General features: G+C 43.8%; 17 protein-coding genes. 3 read left to right on the top strand and 14 right to left on the bottom strand.

What is annotated here, in order from left to right; translation table 11 throughout:
- Complete coding sequence (locus tag ABMY42_RS16660; protein ID WP_017190058.1) at window positions 1–645, top strand: HAD family phosphatase; 645 nt, start codon at window positions 1–3, stop codon at window positions 643–645.
- Here the strand turns inward: ABMY42_RS16660 and ABMY42_RS16655 are convergent.
- The 6 genes from ABMY42_RS16655 to ABMY42_RS16630 form a co-directional block, all read right to left on the bottom strand.
- On the bottom strand, window positions 599–1,993 hold the full coding sequence (locus ABMY42_RS16655) for a heavy metal sensor histidine kinase (protein WP_017817259.1): 1,395 nt from the start codon (window positions 1,991–1,993) through the stop codon (window positions 599–601). The genes ABMY42_RS16660 and ABMY42_RS16655 overlap by 47 nt on opposite strands.
- Entirely contained in the window at window positions 1,986–2,675 is a 690-nt protein-coding gene (locus ABMY42_RS16650; RefSeq protein ID WP_009698838.1) for a heavy metal response regulator transcription factor, read from the bottom strand. The genes ABMY42_RS16655 and ABMY42_RS16650 overlap by 8 nt, the downstream gene beginning before the upstream one ends.
- Window positions 2,676–2,748: 73 nt before the next feature.
- Complete coding sequence (locus tag ABMY42_RS16645) at window positions 2,749–3,126, bottom strand: DUF3316 domain-containing protein (RefSeq protein ID WP_009698839.1); 378 nt, start codon at window positions 3,124–3,126, stop codon at window positions 2,749–2,751.
- Window positions 3,127–3,257: 131 nt separating this feature from the next.
- Window positions 3,258–4,370 (bottom strand): DUF481 domain-containing protein, encoded by a 1,113-nt coding sequence (locus ABMY42_RS16640; RefSeq protein WP_038897772.1) that lies wholly within the window; start codon window positions 4,368–4,370, stop codon window positions 3,258–3,260.
- A 222-nt stretch (window positions 4,371–4,592) separates the two neighbouring features.
- Entirely contained in the window at window positions 4,593–6,425 is a 1,833-nt protein-coding gene (gene glmS, locus ABMY42_RS16635) for a glutamine--fructose-6-phosphate transaminase (isomerizing) (RefSeq protein ID WP_005450449.1), read from the bottom strand.
- A 115-nt stretch (window positions 6,426–6,540) separates the two neighbouring features.
- Entirely contained in the window at window positions 6,541–7,302 is a 762-nt protein-coding gene (locus ABMY42_RS16630) for a DeoR family transcriptional regulator (protein WP_005450450.1), read from the bottom strand.
- Between the two features lie 432 nt (window positions 7,303–7,734).
- Here ABMY42_RS16630 and pykF point away from each other — a divergent pair, with 432 nt between their 5' ends.
- Together pykF and ABMY42_RS16620 are read left to right on the top strand one after the other, a co-directional pair.
- The gene (gene pykF, locus ABMY42_RS16625; RefSeq protein ID WP_005450451.1) at window positions 7,735–9,147 is read left to right on the top strand and encodes a pyruvate kinase PykF; all 1,413 of its coding nucleotides are present in this window, start codon (window positions 7,735–7,737) and stop codon (window positions 9,145–9,147) included.
- A 151-nt stretch (window positions 9,148–9,298) separates the two neighbouring features.
- A complete protein-coding gene (locus ABMY42_RS16620; RefSeq protein WP_017190055.1) occupies window positions 9,299–9,976 on the top strand; it encodes a GntR family transcriptional regulator in 678 nt (225 codons plus the stop codon).
- Window positions 9,977–10,068: 92 nt separating this feature from the next.
- Here the strand turns inward: ABMY42_RS16620 and ABMY42_RS16615 are convergent, their stop codons facing one another.
- The 8 genes from ABMY42_RS16615 to ABMY42_RS16580 form a co-directional block, all read right to left on the bottom strand.
- Window positions 10,069–11,949: a diguanylate cyclase gene (locus tag ABMY42_RS16615; RefSeq protein WP_349266557.1), complete on the bottom strand. Its 1,881-nt coding sequence runs from the start codon at window positions 11,947–11,949 to the stop codon at window positions 10,069–10,071.
- Between the two features lie 112 nt (window positions 11,950–12,061).
- Window positions 12,062–12,556, bottom strand: a complete 495-nt coding sequence (gene ilvN, locus ABMY42_RS16610) for an acetolactate synthase small subunit (protein WP_005450454.1) — start codon at window positions 12,554–12,556, stop codon at window positions 12,062–12,064.
- Between the two features lies 1 nt (window position 12,557).
- Entirely contained in the window at window positions 12,558–14,282 is a 1,725-nt protein-coding gene (locus ABMY42_RS16605; RefSeq protein ID WP_005450455.1) for an acetolactate synthase 3 large subunit, read from the bottom strand.
- A gap of 449 nt (window positions 14,283–14,731) precedes the next feature.
- Complete coding sequence (locus tag ABMY42_RS16600) at window positions 14,732–16,540, bottom strand: long-chain fatty acid--CoA ligase (protein ID WP_009698844.1); 1,809 nt, start codon at window positions 16,538–16,540, stop codon at window positions 14,732–14,734.
- 299 nt (window positions 16,541–16,839) lie between these two features.
- On the bottom strand, window positions 16,840–17,799 hold the full coding sequence (gene calR, locus ABMY42_RS16595) for a LysR family transcriptional regulator CalR (RefSeq protein WP_005430441.1): 960 nt from the start codon (window positions 17,797–17,799) through the stop codon (window positions 16,840–16,842).
- A gap of 532 nt (window positions 17,800–18,331) precedes the next feature.
- Entirely contained in the window at window positions 18,332–19,378 is a 1,047-nt protein-coding gene (locus ABMY42_RS16590; protein WP_349266556.1) for an MJ1255/VC2487 family glycosyltransferase, read from the bottom strand.
- Between the two features lie 3 nt (window positions 19,379–19,381).
- Window positions 19,382–19,930, bottom strand: coding sequence for a phosphatase PAP2 family protein (locus tag ABMY42_RS16585; RefSeq protein WP_005450458.1), 549 nt, complete (start codon window positions 19,928–19,930; stop codon window positions 19,382–19,384).
- A gap of 216 nt (window positions 19,931–20,146) precedes the next feature.
- Window positions 20,147–20,935: an SH3 domain-containing protein gene (locus ABMY42_RS16580; protein WP_199479682.1), complete on the bottom strand. Its 789-nt coding sequence runs from the start codon at window positions 20,933–20,935 to the stop codon at window positions 20,147–20,149.
- Window positions 20,936–20,965: the final 30 nt, after the last annotated feature.

Below are 20,965 nucleotides of genomic sequence, written 5' to 3'. Positions count from 1 at the left end.
ATGTTAAAAGCTGTACTTTTTGATATGGATGGACTGATTTTCGACACCGAGTCTATCTACAAACAGAGTTGGCAGTACGCCGCCACCGAGCAAGGCTTAGCCATCACTGATGATTTCTATCAACAATTCATCGGCGTCCAAGACCCTGAATGTGAAAGAATACTCGCCGAGCATTTTCAACAAGCCATCGATATGCCGCGCTACAAGGCTGTGCGAGATGAGCATTTCCATCACCTCAGAGACCAAGGTATTGCGCTCAAACCTGGCTTCGATTCGTTGTTACGAGCCATTAAACAACGTGGTTTGCTCACTGCTATTGTGACCTCTTCTCATCTCCCAGAAGTAAAACATAACTTCAATAATACTGAGTACCTTACCCAGTTCGATTTAGTGATTACCGCTGAAGATGTAGAACGTGGTAAGCCCAACCCCGACTGCTATCAAATGGCTTATCACCACCTCGGCATCGATGCAAAAGAGAGTCTTGTATTGGAAGATTCGAACAATGGCATTAAAGCTGCTCTCGCTGCTGAATGCCACGCCGTGATGATTCCAGATTTACTGCCACCACTGCAGGAATTTAAAGATAAAGTGATAATTAAAGCATCTCTTGAGGAAGTGATTCCGCTTCTGGATACGCTTTAGCTGCGGGCAATATTAAACAGAACTGGGTTTGGTGTTCTTCTGAAGTCACGGTGATCTTGCCATCATAAGCGTGAACGATCGACTGTGTGATCGACAACCCTAGCCCAGCTCCAACGCTGCCAGAATGTTGGCGTGACTTGTCGACTCGATAAAAGCGATCAAATAGATACGGTAGATTTTGCTTAGGTATCGTCTCACCGACGTTGTGAACGGTAATGGTGACAAACTCATCACTCTGCTCGACATCAACACGAATCGTTGTTTCATCATAAGCATGGCGAATGGCATTAGAGAGCAAATTCCCTACCGCTCTCTCAAACATATTTCGATCCATATACAACATCGCTTGCCCCGAAGTGATGATGCTCAAAGCAGAATCTTCCGCCAGTATGTCAAAGTACTCGATTAAGTGAGCAAGCTGTTCATGAACAGCGAAGTGCTCATTGTGTCGATGGATAAGCTTATTCTCCGCTTTTGCGATATACAGCAAATCATTGATGGTCTTGGTAATTCGGTTTAACTCTTCAAGCGTAGAAGCAATCGCTTCTTGGTATTCCTCCGATGTACGGCACGCGCCTAATATCACTTGGTTTTGGGTCGTAATATTGGTCAAAGGCGTTTTGAGCTCATGAGCAATATCAGAAGAAAACTCACTCAAACGATGAAAACCAGTTTGTAACCGATCCAGCATGGCATTGTGCTTAGTAGCAAGTTCACGTAGCTCTACTGGTAAGGTTTCTGGGGCAATGCGGATATCCAACTGTTCTGGTGTGATGTGTTGAATGTGCTTATTTAAGGTCAAAATGGGCTTTAAACCGCGATTTACGATCACCCGGCTAAATAGCGTCGATGCAATAAATGCAAAGCCTAAAGACCAAAATAAGATCCAACCAAGCTTATTTAAGAATAATCGATGATGGTTGATGCTCACGCCAATAACAACAGTGACATCTTTGGTTTTAAAAGCGAACGCTCGAATATCTAACGAGTTTTCACGCCACTCAATCGCATTGTTTTGATTTAAGATCTGTGGAGAGCTTAGCGTCAACGACAAATCCTTAGGGATAGAGAGCGTCGAGTTTTTGTAAGTCAGTGCTTCCTCTTTAAATGCCCACATATAGACAGAGCTATTGTCGATAAGTAGATAAGCCGACTCCGGTGAGACCAGCATCGTCTTTTCTATCGAGTTATATTTGGTCACTGTGTCGTTGTAATCTTGGGTGAAGAAATGACGTTCGATGGTGTAATACAGAATGAATGCTAAAGCGAGATATACCACCAATGTCGTGCCAACAAACATCAAAACGAGCTTGTTTTGCATAGAGAGGTTGGCTGGTAACTTACGCATCAAGAGCTTCCAACTTGTAGCCCATCCCTCTAACGGTGTGGATCAAAGGTACCTCAAACGGCTTGTCGACCTTTTGGCGCAATCGCTTAACGGCAACATCGATAACATTGGTGTCGCTATCAAAGTTCATGTCCCACACCAGTGAAGCAATGGTCGTTCGTGATAGGACTTGTCCCTCTTTTCGCATCAAAAGCTCAAGTAGCGCGTATTCTTTGGCAGTTAAAGTGATGGTTTGCCCGTTCCGTGTCGCAACTCGCTTCATCATGTCCAGCTTTAGGTCGGCTATTTGCAGCGTCTGCGAAGAAGTTAAAACTCGCGAGGAAGTATGATGGCGAAACACATTTTGAATTCTCGCCAGAAGCTCGGCAAAGGCATAAGGTTTGACGACGTAATCATTGGCTCCTAATTCAAAACCACGAACACGATCCTCAATTTGTTCTTTGGCCGTAAGCATAATGACCGGGGTATGGATATCACTGCTACGCAGGGTGTTAAGGACTTGCCAACCGTCGAGCTTTGGTAACATGATATCGAGAAGAATAAGATCATAAGACTCACTTGTTGCATGATACAGCCCGTCTACACCATCGCGCACCCAGTCAACAACATAACCCGATTCTACCAACCCTTTTTGCAAGTATTCTCCGGCTTTCAATTCATCTTCTACAATCAGTAATTTCAACTTCTATCCTCTACCTCAGCCATCAAAAAAAGAGTACGACGCAACAACATCATACTCTTTTCACGCTTCACTTTTATCGATTACTGTCGCGCTCTGCATAGTGCACTTTGACATTCACTGTACCGACATATTCCAGCTGCCCATCTGCGTTCATGCGTTCTTGAACCGTGATGAACCCACTGTCTTTCAGATGAGTGCTCTTAGATGCAATATTGAAGTTAGAGATATTCAGCTCTTTATTAAGCTCACGAGCCGACATGCTTTTCAAAGCATTAAGTTCAGCGAAAGCTTGTTGGTATGCGGCATCTGACGTTGCGGTAGGTTCCACAGAGAGAGTCTTCATCTCTTCTCTGCTCACATAATTACCGCTAGTGAAGATAGGGTTGGCAAACGCAGATGCGCTAGTGATTGCCATAGCTGCGACAAGGAGAGCGGTTTTCATTGCTTTCATGTTGATGACCTTTTCAGTGTGTTTGTTTTCAATGACTTCATTATTCAACAAGACACCTGACACCAACCTATCCCAAAGATGACATTTTTGTCATAAATCCAACAATCATCTTCGCCTCACAAGGAGCATAATCAAATCTCGTAAGTTAAACCAAAGTGGAATTTGTAGTCGTCTTTCTCTGGTACTACCCCCTCCGAATCGGCTTTGGTGTCAGAGACATGATCCCAAACAGCTTTAATGCTAAGTTCAAGATCATCAACAAGATCGATATCGAAACCTAGCTCATTGGTATGACGGGCGCCGCCCGCGTCGTTACTTGCCCAATTCAGGTTATAGGTATGGCTTAAATCGATGTCATCGGTCAGTTCATACTCAAAGTTAGATTCAAACGCCAGCGTGTTACTGGTCGCGTCACCCGATTCCCCCTCTTCTACCGTCTTAAAATCGGTGTACTGATAACCGGGACCAATAGAGACATCCCACTCTGTTTGTGAATTGGCAATGATAAAGTAACCCATCTGCATTGAAGCATTAACCTGGTATTCAATGTTTTGAAACTCATCACTGAGTACAGAGAGTTTGAGCGGTCGAAAGAACAGACGATTGCTCAAATAGATATCGTAGGAGCCATCAAACGAACTATTGTTTGCCGTCGTTTTATCATTCGTCTTGGAGTTTTCGTGCTTCGCTTTTAACTTAGTGCGCGAGCCAACGGTATTTCTTTCCGCTTCCACTTCACCGAGCAGTGAAAACTCATCGGTGTTGCCTTTGCTAATGTCTAAACCAAAGAAAATCTCGGTCGTCCAATGATCAGAATCTTTCTCTGCCCCGCGATAAATCGATACAACATCCGTAATAGGAAACGCCATCTCTTCACCGTCATTAGTCAAGTACAGCTGCTCATCACGAATCGACAAGTAACCGTCGAAAACATCACCGCTTGCGGTTCGAATGGTAAAAAAGCTCGCTGTTTCTAATATCGCGATATCTTCCAGTTCAATCTCTTGATCACCAAGATCATCACTATCAAATTCAATCTCTTGATCGAACGAGTTCGTTTCTTCTTTGATTGTCCCCGTTAACTCGCCTTTGATCACCTCGCCAGATTTAAGTTGTAGCCAATCATCGTTTTCATCAATAAATACTGTTTGGCTTTTGCGTTGCTGCGTTTTTTCTTCATCTGCTAAGGCGTAGTGATGGTAGAACGAAGAAACAATACATACTGCCAAGAGTTTGATTTTCATAGTGACCTTTTCAGTTCAATAGAAACCACATCCGTTGGGCTTACGATAGTAATGCTCGCCGTCCGACGTGTCAGAAAGTAAACAAGTGAATGTCAACGTATTGCGCATCATAACCATGTCAACAAGCATAAAAAAAGCGAAGTCATGTGACTTCGCTTTAGGTTCTCGCTACTTACATAGCGCAACATAAACAAGTGTAATCTTAATCACACCATGTGTTGATTATTCTACGGTTACCGCTTTCGCTAGGTTACGTGGTTGATCTACATCCGTACCTTTGATCAGCGCCACGTAGTAAGAAAGTAGCTGCATTGGAATGGTGTAGTAGATAGCCGCCGTGATTTCACTAACGTGTGGCATTGTGATGATCTTCATTGTCTCATCACCTTCAAAGCCTGCGTCAGCATCGGCAAATACGTAAAGCAGACCACCACGAGCACGTACTTCTTCAACGTTTGATTTCAGCTTCTCTAGAAGATCGTTGCTTGGTGCAACAACCACAACTGGCATATCTGCATCGATCAATGCTAAAGGACCGTGTTTCAATTCACCTGCCGCGTAGGCTTCTGCGTGAATGTAAGAGATCTCTTTTAGTTTTAGAGACGCTTCCATCGCGATTGGGTAGAACTCACCACGACCTAGGAATAGAGTGTGGTGTTTATCGGCAAAGTCTGGTGCTAGTGCTTCAATTTCTTTTTCGAAAGACAACGCTGCATTGATTTGTTTCGGTAGAGCGTGAAGCGCTTCTACGATCTCTTTTTCTTTCTCTTTGCTAATGCGGTTTTGTTGCTTACCAAGTGCCGTCACTAGCATGAGTAGCGCAGAAAGCTGAGTCGTGAACGCTTTAGTTGATGCCACACCGATTTCCACGCCTGCACGTGTCATGAATGCGAAGTCAGACTCACGAACCAAAGAAGAACCCGCTACGTTACAGATGGTCATTGCCGCCATGTAACCCTTCTCTTTTGCTAGGCGAAGTGCTGCTAGCGTATCGGCGGTTTCACCAGATTGAGAAAGCGTGATCAATAGGCTGTTTGGACGCGTCACAAACTTGCGGTAACGGAATTCAGACGCGATTTCTACATCACAGCTCACGCCCGCAATGTCTTCAAACCAGTAACGTGCTGTCATACCAGCGTTGTAAGATGTACCACATGCAACGATTTGTACGTGTTCCACTTTGCTTAGGATTTCTGCCGCGTTAACACCGATTGCTTCAGTGACAACAGAGTCTGCCGTGATACGACCTTCCATTGTGTTGATCAACGCTGTTGGTTGTTCGTAGATCTCTTTCTGCATGAAGTGACGGTATTGACCTTTGTCACCTGCGTCGTGTTCCGCGTTTGATTCTGTGATTTCGCGTTCTACACGCTCACCTGTTGCATCAAATACCGTTACGTCACGACGAGTGATCTCAGCAACATCACCTTCTTCTAGGTACATGAAACGGCGTGTTACGTTAAGTAGCGCAAGTTGGTCAGACGCGAGGAAGTTTTCACCCACACCAAAACCAATAACGATTGGGCTACCTGAGCGCGCCACAACAATACGTGAAGGATCTTTACGATCCAGTGCCACTGTACCGTATGCACCTTCAAGTTGTTTTGCTGTTTTTTGTACTGCTTCAAGCAATGTTTCTGAAGTGCGAAGCTCCCACTCAACCATGTGAGCGATAACTTCAGTATCCGTTTGAGATTCAAATACGTAACCGCGAGATTGAAGTAGCTCACGTAGCTCTTCGTGGTTTTCGATGATGCCGTTGTGTACTACTGCGATGTCACCAGACATGTGTGGGTGTGCGTTCACTTCTGAAGGCTCACCGTGTGTTGCCCAACGAGTGTGTGCGATACCAGTACCACCGATCACTTTTGCTTGATCAACTGCGTCTGCCAGCTCTTGCACTTTACCTAGACGACGAATACGCGTTAGGTTGGTTTCGCCATCAACGATCGCTACGCCCGCTGAGTCATAACCGCGGTATTCCAAGCGACGTAGACCTTCAACCAAAATTTCTGCAACATCTCGTTGTGCTACTGCACCTACGATTCCACACATGTGTTTATCTCCGTTTGTAGTTTTGTTCTTCCCTAGCCATGGTTTCAAATAGAGGCAGCAAGCAAAGGCCTTTATCCAGAGGGAAGTGAAATATGAAACTGTTTACTTAGTTAGATTAGGCGCAAATGACTTTTACGCCATGTTGTTCAATCTGTGCTTTGTGTTCTGGCTGTAACTCTGCGTCGGTAACCAATACATCAATTTGGTCCCAAGCCAACTCTAAGTTCGGAATTTTGCGTCCGACTTTTTCAGACTCGATCATGACAATGACTTCACGAGAGACTTCTGCCATGACTTTGCTTAAGCCAACCAATTCATTGAACGTTGTGGTTCCGCGCTCTAAATCGATACCATCAGCACCGATAAACAGCTGGTCAAAGTCGTAAGCTCTTAGTACAGATTCGGCTACTTTGCCTTGGAAGGATTCTGAGTGCGTATCCCAAGTTCCACCTGTCATTAACAGGGTTGGTTCGCTCTCTAATTCGTTAAGTGCATTTGCGACATGCAACGAGTTGGTCATTACAACCAAACCACGTTTGTCGTTTAATTGCTGAATCAATGCCGCTGTTGTGCTGCCACTGTCGATCACAATTCGGTTATGGTCACGAATCAGTGATGCCGCCGCTTTTGCTAGACTTAACTTTCGACTCGAAACAATTGGACTCAATTCTTCATGAATAACTTCGGTTGGAATCGAAATCGCACCACCGTAACGGCGCAAAAGTTGTCCATTTTTCTCTAAAGAAGCTAAGTCCTTTCTAATCGTGACTTCTGAGGTTTCAAATTTCTGCGCCAGTTCATCAACGCTGACTTCCCCAAGCTCATTTACTAGGTTAGAAATGGCGTGTCTTCTTAGTTGAGTGTTTCGTTTCGACATTTATGTTTTGATTTTAAGTTTCGGTTTGAAATTTATTATAGTCAAAACGAAACTTTTAAGTCCATTTATTTCGATCCAAAAAATTAATATTTCTCGATAAAACCTTGTCCTAAGACAATTCTTAAACAGTGATATTGGATTCATTCGGTGGTAGAATTCGCCACCGAAAAGAAAAAAAATTACAGAATTGAAGGTTATTTTTTTGCAACTTTCTGCATATAAAGTGGGATTAGTCACAAAAAGGTAACCAAAATCGCCGATCTTTTAGTCATAAAATGACTAAACTTGGTGAAAGACTTACAGAATCTGAAGTTCCAATAATGCGGCGGAAAATCGGTGGGTGACAGGCACTAAATGTCATCAAAACGCCCTAACTTCAGAGTAAACAACCGACTTTCAAATTGTAACTATACTTACCGGAGAGTATCTTCCATGAAAAAGACCAAAATCGTTTGTACGATTGGCCCTAAAACTGAATCTGTAGAGAAGCTAACTGAACTAGTAAACGCTGGCATGAACGTTATGCGTCTTAACTTCTCTCACGGTGACTACGCAGAGCACGGCACTCGTATCGCGAACTTCCGCCAAGTAATGGAAGCTACAGGCAAACAACTTGCAATCCTTCTAGACACTAAAGGTCCAGAAATCCGCACTATCAAACTAGAAGACGGCAACGACGTTGATCTAGTAGCTGGTCAAGAATTCACTTTCACAACTGACATCTCAGTTGTAGGTAACAAAGACAAAGTTGCAGTAACTTACGCTGGTTTTGCTAACGACCTAAACGTTGGTAACACTATCCTAGTAGACGACGGTCTAATCGAAATGGAAGTGCTTGCAACTTCTGAAACTGAAGTTAAGTGTAAAGTTCTTAACAACGGTGCTCTAGGCGAAAACAAAGGTGTTAACCTTCCAGGCGTTTCTGTAAACCTACCTGCACTATCTGAAAAAGATAAGAACGACCTTAAATTCGGTTGTGAGCAAGGCGTTGATTTCGTAGCTGCTTCTTTCATCCGTAAAGCTTCTGACGTTCAAGAAATCCGTGAAGTACTTGCTGCAAACGGCGGCGAGAACATCCACATCATCTCTAAGATCGAAAACCAAGAAGGTGTTGATAACTTCGACGAGATCCTAGAGCTTTCTGACGGCATCATGGTTGCTCGTGGTGACCTAGGTGTTGAAATCCCAGCTGAAGAAGTAATCTTCGCTCAGAAGATGATGATCGAGAAGTGTAACCGTGCACGTAAGATGGTTATCACTGCAACTCAAATGCTTGATTCTATGATCAACAACCCACGTCCTACTCGTGCGGAAGCTGGCGACGTTGCTAACGCGGTAATGGACGGTACTGACGCAGTTATGCTTTCTGGTGAAACTGCTAAAGGTAAGTACCCAGTTGAAGCGGTAACTATCATGGCTCAAATCGCGAACCGTACTGATTCAGCTCTAAAAGCTGAGCTAGGTTCTCGTCTAGACAGCCCACGTCTTCGCATCACTGAAGCAGTATGTAAAGGCGCGGTAGACACAGCTGAAAAACTAGCTGCTCCACTTATCGTTGTTGCAACTGAAGGTGGTAAGTCTGCACGTTCAGTACGTAAGTACTTCCCAACTGCAAACATCCTAGCACTAACGACTAACACTAAGACTGCTGCACAGCTAGTTCTAACTAAAGGTGTTACTCCAGTAGTTGTTGAGTCTATCCAAAGCACTGACGCGTTCTACGTAGCAGGTAAAGAACTTGCTCTAGAATCAGGTCTAGGCAATAAAGGCGATATCGTTGTTATGGTTTCTGGTGCTCTAGTAGCTTCAGGCACAACGAACACAGCTTCTGTACACGTTCTATAAGACTGAAGAATTCAATCATCAGTTCAATAAAAAAGAGGGCTTCGGCCCTCTTTTTTTATATATTTAATCTTGCCCTCATAATCAGTACGCTGTATTATCAATCACAACCGAACTACGTACTGTTTAGTTGTCGTCACGATAATAAAATTTCATGAGGTTGCTTGTGTCCAGTCCTACTCTTACCGACAAAGTTTCGAAAATGATCTGTCAGGACATCCTGACGGGTGAATTAAAGCCAGGTCAAAAGCTTGTGGTTGCTGACCTGAAAGAGAAATACAACGTTGGTGCATCACCTATCCGCGAAGCACTTGTGCAACTGTCTTGGAGCAAGTATGTAAAGCTTGAGCCACAAAAAGGCTGTTGGGTTGCGCCTGTGTGCAAAAAAGAATTGAACGACCTATACGAAAGCCTTCGTGTGGTTTCTTCTGTACTGCTTAAGAAAGCAATCTTGGCGGGTGATGAAAGCTGGGAATTGGACGTGCTAACGTCATACCATAAGCTATCTCGTCTGAACTTTGACGAAACATTCTGTTGGAAAGAGTGGGAAGAGCGCCACCATCAGTTCCACGTCTCTTTGTTGGAAGGTGCCGATTCAAAGAACATGTTTGAGTTCTTCAGTGATCTGATCAACCAAATCAAACGCTACCGCTACTTTGCGATGCAAACATTGAACTCTGAGCAAGATGCTCTGTTCAACATTGATGAACATGAGATGATCATGAAGCTTGTTCTTGCGAAGAACAGCGAAGAAGCAATGACACTGCTTGATAAGCATTTATTGAGCTCAATGCAGCGTATTGAAACTGTACTAGAGCTAGAAACGGCTTAATCATATCGTCGCCCAATAGATAGCAAAAAATCGGGGTTATCCCGATTTTTTTATTTGCTAGAGAAGCCAATTACTGCTTTTTCTCATCGCCTCTAAGCAATGTCATCAAAACTGTGACAAATCGACACTCGGTTCCGCCCTGCACTTTTTGACTCGTACAGGGCAATATCGGCACATTTGTAACTGCGAGTTCTATCCGCAGTCACATCGCTGTAACCCACACTTACGGTCACTGAACGGTCACTACTTAGCTCTACTGCAACACGCAAGCGATTCAAAACCACTTCTGCCTCTTGCGTAGTAGTGTGCGGCATGATCACCGCGAACTCCTCTCCACCAACTCGAGCCACGAAGTCGGTGCTTCTCACCCCACGAAGTAAAGTTTCAGCCACCGTACAAATGACTTTGTCGCCTTCATCATGCCCCAGTTCATCGTTGATACGCTTGAAATGGTCGATATCAAACAAGGCTAAACAAGTCGTGGGTGTATTCGGATAGCGTTCAACCAAGTTGGTATATTGTGCAAGCTGCTCTTCAAATTTACGACGATTCCAAAGGCTAGTTAAACCATCTTTCTCACTTAAGTTGCGCAGCTTTTCTTCTAGCTCTTTACGCTCCGAAATGTCCACCAGTGAAGTGATGTAATAACTGACCTTACCAGACTTTGCCATAATGGCTTGAACACGCATAATGGCAGTAAACACATGATTAAGTTTAGTACGACAACGCACCTCACCTTCCCATACTTGCTCAACACCCAGTTGATTCCAAATCGCCAGAATATTTTCAATGTCTTCGGGGATAAAAATCAGATTGTGGGCATTCCAGCCTCGTAAGCGAGAATTCGAATAACCCATCATGTTTTCGAACTCTTGGTTAACCATCATAATTCGGTGTGAAGTATCCGAAATCATCACTGCGGTCATGCCATCCAGTGCCGCTCGAGCCAGCTTGGACTCAATGCTATGGCGACGATAGTGCAGTGCTAAAGTTGTTATCGGGAGCGCGAAAACCAGCATCAAGCTTAAAACAAAGAGAGCTTCTTGCAATAAGTCATCAATGTCTCGATCAGCTCGCTCTAAGAGCTGTTCTTGCGAAAGATCGATAATTAAATGAAGAGACTCCCCCGGCACAAAGTTAATCGTATTAAAGATCACCAGATGGTTACCATCGTATTCGTAACCCATCTTTTCTGCCCCCATGTTCTGCCAAACTTTGGGGTGAAGCAAACCAAAGTTGAATCGAGAGCGAGCAGGAATAATATCGCCATACAACTTGTCATTATGAGAGCTCGCAACGTAGTAGCCCGCTTGGTTGATAAGCTCGATGTTAAAATCTCTTACAGGTGAGTAATTTAAACGTGACGACAAATATTGAACGTTGATGTTCAGTACCAGATAGCCTTCGCGCGTGCCATCCATCGCAACAGGCATCATGATACGAATCGATGGACTGTACGGATAAACGAGCTCACTATTTTCTCGTTCTAACTCTATCCCCCAAGAGCCGATCTGGTCATTGCTAAGATTCTGAGCGAATTGGAAATAAGCTCGCTCGGACTTATCTTGCAAAACCTGAGCTGGCGCAGCAATGCCCGTTTTGAAGTCGTAATTAATCCGTACGTTCTCTTGCCCTTCAAGGTTTAGGAAACGTATCTGTCGATACCATTTTTGGTTAACGGCGACTGAGCTCCACACCTCTTGTAAAATGGCGAGATTTTTGTCGCTAGGATCACGCAAATAATCGTAAAGGCTTTGGCTATGACCGAGTAGATCACTGATGGAAGAGATTTGATCTTGAACGTTGTTATATTCTCGCTCGGAATACGCGAGTTGATGAAGAGCTTCTTTAGCGGTGCTCTTGACGTTATCCGCTAACAGCGTTTGATATTTCTGATAGTAGTAGATTGAGATGAGCGCGCTAAAAAATAGCGTCGTCGCCAACAAAGCGCTGACTAACTTCCTGACTTTCACGCGTTCTACTACTCACATTGATTACGAAAGCAGCAATTATATCACTGTTTGTTATTTTCTAAACAAAAAGCCATCGAACAACGATGGCTTTTCTTAAATGCATCAGATTTCATTAAGGCTTGAGGCAACGTTCCCCGCGAGCAATGCCTACGACACCGCTTCGAGCCACTTCGACCACTTCCGTAACTTCCGAAATCGCTTGGATGAAAGCGTCCAGTTTCTCACTGGTACCCGCAAGTTGCACCGTGTATTGAGAAGCCGTGACATCAACAATCTGACCACGGAAAATATCCGCGGTACGCTTCACTTCAGCACGAGCAAAACCACTCGCTTTCACCTTGACCATCATCAGTTCGCGCTCGATGTGGTCAAATTCCGTGACTTCTTGCACTTTGAGCACATCGATCAGCTTATGCAATTGCTTCTGAATCTGCTCCAACTGCATTTCATCAGAGTTAGTCGTGATATTTAGACGCGACAGTGTTTCGTCATCAGTTGGTGATACGTTCAATGATTCAATGTTGTAACCACGCTGAGAAAACAAACCGACAACGCGAGACAAAGCACCAGGCTGGTTTTCCATTAACAAAGAAATAATGTGTCTCATATTAAGTACGCTCCGTTTTGCTTAGCCACATCTTGTCCATACCCTCGCCTTTGATCTGCATTGGGTAAACGTGTTCGGTTTCATCTACGTTGATGTCGACAAACACCAAACGATCTTTCATGTCGAGCGCCTTTTGGAGACCCGCTTCTAGCTGATCTGGCGTTTCGATACGAATACCGACGTGACCATAAGCTTCTGCAATCGCTGCAAAATCAGGAACAGAACTCATGTACGAGTTAGAGTGACGACCTTGATAAATAATGTCTTGCCATTGTTTTACCATGCCTAGGAAACGGTTATTCAAGTTAATGATTTTTACAGGGATGTCGTATTGCATGGCCGTCGACAACTCCTGAATATTCATTTGGATACTGCCATCACCAGTCACAACCACCACTTCTTCTTCTGGCATTGCGAATTTCACACCCATACCAGCAGGTAGACCGAAGCCCATTGTGCCGAGACCACCCGAGTTAATCCAACGGCGTGGTTTATTAAATGGATAGTACAGTGCCGCAAACATCTGGTGCTGTCCCACATCAGACGCAACGTAAGCGTCTCCCTTGGTTAGCTTGTGCAGTGTTTCGATAACTTGTTGCGGCTTAATGCGCTCAGGAGATGTCTCATACGCCAAGCAGTTGCGATCTCGCCATACTTGAATGTCTTCCCACCACTGACCTATCGCTTCTTGATCGTTGTTATTGCCCTGCTCGTTGAGCAGACCAACCATGGTCGCTAATACTTTTTCAGCAGAACCTACGATAGGCAAATCAACTTTCACATTTTTCGAGATAGAAGATGGGTCAATATCAATGTGCATCACTTTAGCATTCGGACAATACTTCTCTAGATTATTGGTCGTACGATCATCAAAACGTACCCCAATACCAAAGATCAGATCCGCTTCATGCATCGCCATGTTAGCTTCGTAAGTACCGTGCATACCTAGCATACCTAGCGAGTTTTTATGTGTACCCGGGAAGGCACCTAACCCCATTAGTGTGCTTACAACAGGAAGGTTTAACTGCTCCGATAGCGTTTGAATATGCTCATGCGCACCGGAAATTACCGCCCCACCACCGATGTACAGTACTGGTTTCTTCGCTTCAACAAGCGACTTCAACGCTTTTTTGATCTGACCTTTGTGACCAGACGTCGTTGGCTTATATGAACGCATCGAAATGCTTTCTGGGTACTCGTAAGGAAGCTTGATTTGCGGGTTCAAAATATCTTTCGGCAAATCAATCACAACCGGTCCAGGTCGACCTGTTGTCGAGATGTAGAACGCTTTTTTGATCGTTTCAGGAATGTCTTCCGCTTTCTTAACGAGGAAGCTGTGTTTCACAACTGGGCGTGAAACACCCACAATGTCACACTCTTGGAAGGCATCATTACCAATCAGGTTGTTTGGTACGTTACCTGAGATAACAATCATTGGAATTGAATCCATGTATGCAGTCGCAATACCTGTGATGGTATTGGTTGCACCAGGACCAGAACACACCAGTACGACCCCAGGCTTGCCCGTCGCTCGCGCATAGCCATCTGCCATATGGGTAGCAGCTTGTTCGTGTCTTACTAGTACGTGTTTGATTTGATCGGTTTTGGCGTGCAGTGCGTCGTAGATATCTAAAACGGACCCGCCAGGGTAACCAAAGATTTGCTCTACGCTCTCTTCAATCAGAGATTGCACAACCATCTCTGCGCCTGACAACATTGCTGTCATAATTTGCTCTCCTTACCAGTTTTCCTCACCGTAAGGCCAACGGTTTGGTCTGGTTTTACATAGTCTAGGTCTTATTCGTAGCCTAATAGAAATACTTCCACTTTTTCAGCTATGTCTTACGTCTGTCATAACAAAACGCAAGGTAACACAACAAATGTAACGTTTTATTATCAACGGGTCTAATGAGAGTTGAATCAAATTTTAAACAAGATGCTATAAATCAGAACAAAGGCAGGGTTTGACGCTAACTAAGTAGCGCAAAATAGAATCAAGATAAGAAACCAAAAGAAAATAAAGTGAATAATTTCACTAGAAATAGCAACTTTCAGCGAAACTTCCTTCATAAGTCACAACTAAAAGTGTGAAAGACGGTCATAAAAAATCCCCAGCAGCACAAGATCAGGCAACTGGGGACATTTTCATCAATCTGAAATCTAAGTTAGCTTAAGTTACTTTTTATCAGACTTTTCAGTGTACATTTCTTCGATTTCATCTTGGTATTTGTCGTTAATGACTTTACGACGAAGTTTTTGTGTTGGGGTCAACTCACCATCATCCATCGAGAATGCTTTAGGTAAAAGTTTGAATTTCTTAACTTGTTCAAACTTAGCCAGTTCTTTCTGCAGGTCATTAACACGCTTCTCAAGCATCTCAACAATCTGATGATGTTTGATCAATTCAACACGATCGTGGTACTTGATATTTAGTTCTTTCGCATACTCTTCAAGTGAGTCGTAACACGGAACAATCAGAGCCGATACAAATTTACGTGTATCTGCGATGACAGCAATCTGCTCAATGAAGTGGTCTTTACCGATTGCACCTTCTACGACTTGAGGTGCAATGTACTTACCGTTTGAAGTCTTCATCAGTTCTTTGATGCGGTCAGTAATGAACAAGTTGCCATTTTCATCAATGTAGCCTGCATCGCCAGTCTTCAAGAAGCCATGTTCGTCAAACGTCTTCTCAGTTTCCTCTGGCATTTTGTAGTAGCCACGCATCACCATTGGACCGCGCACTAAAATTTCGTTGTTTTCACCAATCTTAACTTGAGCGCCTGGCATTGCCATACCGATAGAGCTCGGATCAAAGCATTGATCATCCCAACAAGATACGGTTGCCGTGGTTTCTGTCATACCGTAGCCAAGCTTAACATTGATGCCAATTGCGTGGAAAAAACGCCCAATGGTTTCATCTAGCTTCGCGCCACCACATGGCATGAAATTAATGCGTCCACCCAATAATGCACGTAGCTTGCTCAACACTAGCTTGTCTGCCAAAGCATAAGATTTACGTAGCATTAGTGATGGCTTGCGGTTTTCTTGATGACAAGCAGCCATCTTCGCACCCATGTTGACCGCCCAAGTAAACATAATTTTGCGATGGAATGGTGCACGTGACACTTTCTCGTGGATCGCAGAGAAGATCTTCTCATAAAAACGAGGAACCGCACTCATCACGGTTGGGCGCACTTCACTCAGGGCATCACGTACTTGCATGGTGTCTTGCAGGTAGCAGTTGGTACCACCTTTATAAAGCACATAGAATGTCCATGCACGCTCAAACACGTGTGATAATGGCAAGAAACACAGCGATACGTCGTCTTCAGTTAAACTCAAGCGCTCATCATGACCTTCAAGTTGGGCAGAGATGTTCGCGTAATCTAGCATTACACCTTTCGGTTGACCTGTGGTACCAGAGGTGTAAATCAGGGTCAGTAGATCTTCTTCTTGCGCATGTTCTAAACGAGTTTCTAGCTCAGCTTGGTGACTAACGTCGCCCTTAGCAACGAAGTCTTTCCATGTCATGGCAAATGCATGATCGCCTAGGTCAATATCATCTGACATCGCAACGATCAGTTCTAGCTGCTTACATTCATCGAAAATGCTAACCGCGGCATCAAACTGTGGCTGCTCACCAACGAACAACACTTTGACGTCTGCGTTATCAATGATGTAAGCCGATTGAGCTGCGGTGTTAGTTGGATAGATAGGTACGGTAACGCCACGCAATTGCAGTGCTGCAAAATCAGCAATGGTCCATTGCGGCATGTTATTTGAGAAAATACCGATCTTATCTTGAACGCCCAATCCCTGAGCCAAAAGCGCAAGTGACAAAGCATCTACTTGCTGACCAAACTGCTCCCAAGTAATACCTTGCCATGTGTCGCCGACTTTATGTTTAAGCGCAACACGAGTACTACCCTTCGCAATTTGTTCACGAATACGTTTTACGATATGAAAATCTAACTTGGCCATTCTTTACATTACCTTTTGGCTTACAGGCGTAAGCTATTTGAGCGCACAAGTGTAACCTCGACGCTTAAAAACGCAACTGACCATTATCAAACTTATCATTATTAAGAGACGACTATCACTAATGAGAGCATAGCAGGTCTTTAACTGCTGAAGGTTTAATCAACTTAAGTCGCTGTTTCGACTATTAAATAGCGGACATAAAAAGCCCCTGAGAGACGGCGTTCTCTCAGGGGCAAGGAATTGTAAAAATTGATGATTACAAGTCCAGTCTGACCAGTTGATCAGGCTAAAAATTCAGCTTATTTAAGCGCAACAACTTCACCACAAGTGATCATGAGTTGGTCACGTAACCAGATGTGGCCTTTGTCCTTCTCACTTGATTCGTGCCAGCTTAGGTAACCACTGATTTCCTTGTTTTCAAATGGGAAATCTAGGATTTGCAACTGGTCGCTGTTCACTGCATTCTCAGCCATCCAGCGAGGAGCGATAGTCACAAGCTCAGATTGGCTTACTACGTATAGCAGGTTGCTTAAACTTGAACCTTCATAAGCGGCTTGGCAATCAAGTTCGCGGTACGCTTGCTCAGAGAAGCTACGTTGACCATGTACACGTGATAGCTTCGCGTGTTTCTCGTTGATCAGTTGCTCAGCAGATACACCACCTTGGATGCGAGGGTGCGTCTTAGAAGCAATAACCACTAGCTCATCTTTAAAGATTTCAGTGCTTGAGAAGCCTTGATCATCAAAACGTGCGTAGTCAATTACGAAGTCGATTTCTTGGTAGCGCATACGCTCAGATAGAAGGCGATCAAATTCCGCATCTAGGTGTAGCTGTACGCTTGGTGCTTGCTCGTTAATGTTAGCCATGATTCTCGGTGCGAAACGCATATCACATGGGCTACAAATCGCCAGTTTAAACAGACGAGTTGAAGACTCAGGTTGGAAAACTGAGCTTGGAAGTTCGTTACGAATGAGCTGTAGTGCTTGGCGGATAGGACCAAACAGTTGACGAGCACGCTGAGTTGGCTGAATACCACGACCCTGACGCATGAATAGCTCATCATTAAACATTACTTTTAGGCGAGCAACCGCATTACTTACTGCTGGTTGTGACATGCCAAGGTTATGTGCTGCACGAGTAATATTTTGCTCTTGCATCACTGCATCAAATACGGTCAATAGGTTTAAATCTACACCACGCAATGTGCTTTCCATACGGTAGCTAGCAATTGCGCTCATCGCGTCTTTTTTATCTAACATGGAGTGCGCCTCTTATGTAATCGTCAACTTGGTTCAATGAATTCTTAACGAATAGAATCTCTTTGCACACAAACGACCGTGGCTGGATTCAAATCATTTTTTAAGGAATAGAAAACCGAATTTGTATTATATTTATCGTCCAGATATTTCCGGCTCGAACCGTACTATCAACTAATCAATCAAGGTTTCGCAACTAGATTGATATTTAATCATTAAATTTTAGCCAATTAGTTATTTATTCCATATTTATCATATCGTTAAGAAAAACATAAAAAAGTATAAAACGCCTAAATCAGAGGTTTCTTACAACCTATTTAGCACGTTAATGACAATCTACAGGGATCATACAACCCATTTGCCCTGCTTATTGTTTGCATTTGCGTTCAAAAACCAGCATCAATAGTTAAGTTCACAAAACATGCAAATCAGTTAAAGAGTCAGCAAAATGACCGTGAATAGAAATGATATAGAAGGCATAAAAATGCAGCCAATCAGCGCGTGAATGACTGCAACTTAGAAGATAAATCAGACGTTAAACATTCGATACGTAACTCGGGAAATCGACTTGTTCCCATAGTTGTTCAGAGAGTTTTTCAGGTGCATCCCAAGCACCTTGTAATACCCAGTTGGCGATCGCTTTTGCAACATCAGGATACTTCACGCTTTCTGCTTGTTGTTCTTTCAACCACTGACGTACCGTCGAAATATCAAGATTTTCCATCGAAGATGCTAGCCCTAGATCTTCCAATGTTGCGACGTTACTTTGCTGTTCAAATTGCCCAGAAAGCGGTTTAAGTAATAGCTTCTTGCCAAGAGAAAGGGCTTCCGATGGCAGTTCAAAACCACCATTGGCAATCACTCCACTACAACGTTGCAAATGAGATTGAAAGTTAGTGTGACACAGAGGTCTTAGTTCAATATTTTCCACTTGCTCACACTCAATCACGTTCGGGTGATAACAGACAAAAGACTGTTGATTAAAATGGAACAACAAATCGCTGATGTCTTCTATTGATTCAAACGGAAGATAGACGAGAACAAAGTCATCATTACCACTCGTTTGCTCAAGCGTATGAACGATAGGTGGTAAGATCGGCTGATCAAAGTGATACCAATGCAAGCCTAGGTGGTGTTGCGAAGGAGCAAAATGCTCTATGACGGATTTATCCAACCAACTCGCCCCCTTAAGAGGTACTGGGTAGCGGAATGCATTTTGATGACTGATACCAATACAAGGTTTGTTCTGCTTACGAGCAGCCCAAGCCGAGACGGGTTCGAAATCATTGATCACCAGATCATAAGAAGACAAATCCAGCTGATTTACTTCTTGGATAAACTGAACCAAGTTATTGCGTAATGCCGTTTTAGCATAGCTCACGGCACCTTTCTCTGTCACAAAGGTAAAGCCACGCCGAGTTTGATAGTTTCCAAAAGACTCCATTGAAAAGTACTTTTCTGGTTCGCGTCCAGAGAAAAGAAAATCAACCTGCACGTCGTGAGTTTGAAAAGCTTTACTCATGGCTCTTGCGCGGGCGATGTGACCATTTCCTGTGCCTTGAACACCATACAGAATTTTCATCCATTAACCTCCAATGAGCCCAATTGCCAAAGAACCACATAGGCTCCCCAACAAAGCACCAATGATAATGTCAGTAAAAAAGTGCACGCCAAGCAGAATACGTGATGTCCCAATCAAGGCTGCCCAAGTGAAAGCAAATATGCCTAAGTCTGGATAAAAATGATGAATGAGCGTCGCCATCAAAAAGCCCGCCGCAGTATGACCTGACGGTAAGCTGTAGCGGTCAGAGGGAGTAATAAAGGCAGGAAGCAACGCGCTCAATTCCTCAGGACGACGGCGCTTAAAGCTGTTTTTCAACACCCAGTAAATGGGTAATTCGATGGCAAATGCGGTTAACCCGGTAATCAAGAACCAATGACCATGTTGCTTATCAAGTAGCCAAGCTAACAACCCTAACACCACATAGAGGTGTCCATCCCCACTATGAGAAACTCCTTTACTGATATTCGCGACTTGCTGATTAAATCGATGTTGTAAACACACACTGGAGAACGCCAAATCAAATTTAGCAATGCTTGCCATTGGCTGGCTAATTGTCTCTAAAGCTCGCATGTAACATTCCTTTACTTTGACCTTTATATGAAAACTAGGCGTGTAAGGTGACAACTACATGACGAGAATTTGGATAATTAATGACACGTTATCATTTGCAGCAGAGCAGAAAAAACGCCGGGAGTTAAGAGTAGCAATAAGCTCGGTAATCGTTACGTTGATCAACCGAGCTCATAAGTACGAAGATATTCACCCAGAAGATCTGAGCATAAAAGATCAAGACTGATTGGAAGCAGAGACTGGTGCATCGATGTACCAGATCTTTCTTTGTTTACGACATGCTCTAAGCGAGCCGGTGGTCATGTGACCATCTTTCGTGAGCTCATAGCTCAAATCACGGCAAGTATAGCTACCGAACAATTCGTTTTTCCCTTGTTCGCTTGGCTCAACATTATGCTTTAATAGTGGATTAGGCTTGATCGACAAAATGTCTCGGTTGACGACATTACTACGAGCGTAGTCTTTGTGTACGTAACCTCTAATCACACCTTTTTGTTCGACCAGCAACCATGGTTCGCCTTCCACTTTAGCAAGAGCATTAAAGACCTCACCTTTGGTTAGCTCTCCCAGCTTCTCTCCTTTTAAGCTCGGTTTTGCTCGCAAATTAAGAGTGGTCTTTGAGCGATATGAAACATCCATAAATTCAAGTGTATTTGACGTATCCACTCCCTCTACAATAGGACGACTTACTTCTGCTTCCTTCCATTGATTTGGCTGGACACGGATCTTCCACCAAGAGTAAGTGTCTGGATCTTTACCTTTAAACTTGTCACGGTTATCCGACTCTAACGCCACCAGCATTTGATTTAGAAAGGATTCACGTCCATCTTCACTCAAGTATTCATCCATTTGGTGGTTGATCATCAAGACACTATGAGCATGATCGCTCGCCACCACTGAAGAGGTCGCCTCTGTCGGTTGCCCAAATTGAAGTAACTGACACCCAGATAAAGAAACCAGAGCTAGAGCCAGCGCAGAACGTCCAAGTTGTTTCGCGAAATCCATTAATCCCTAACCTATTTGCCTCAAAAATTC

This window comes from Vibrio sp. SSH13-20, assembly GCF_040104475.1.
GTDB lineage: Bacteria > Pseudomonadota > Gammaproteobacteria > Enterobacterales > Vibrionaceae > Vibrio > Vibrio harveyi.
Note: the sequence above shows the minus strand (reverse complement) of the source record. Positions and strands in the feature narration are given on the sequence as shown.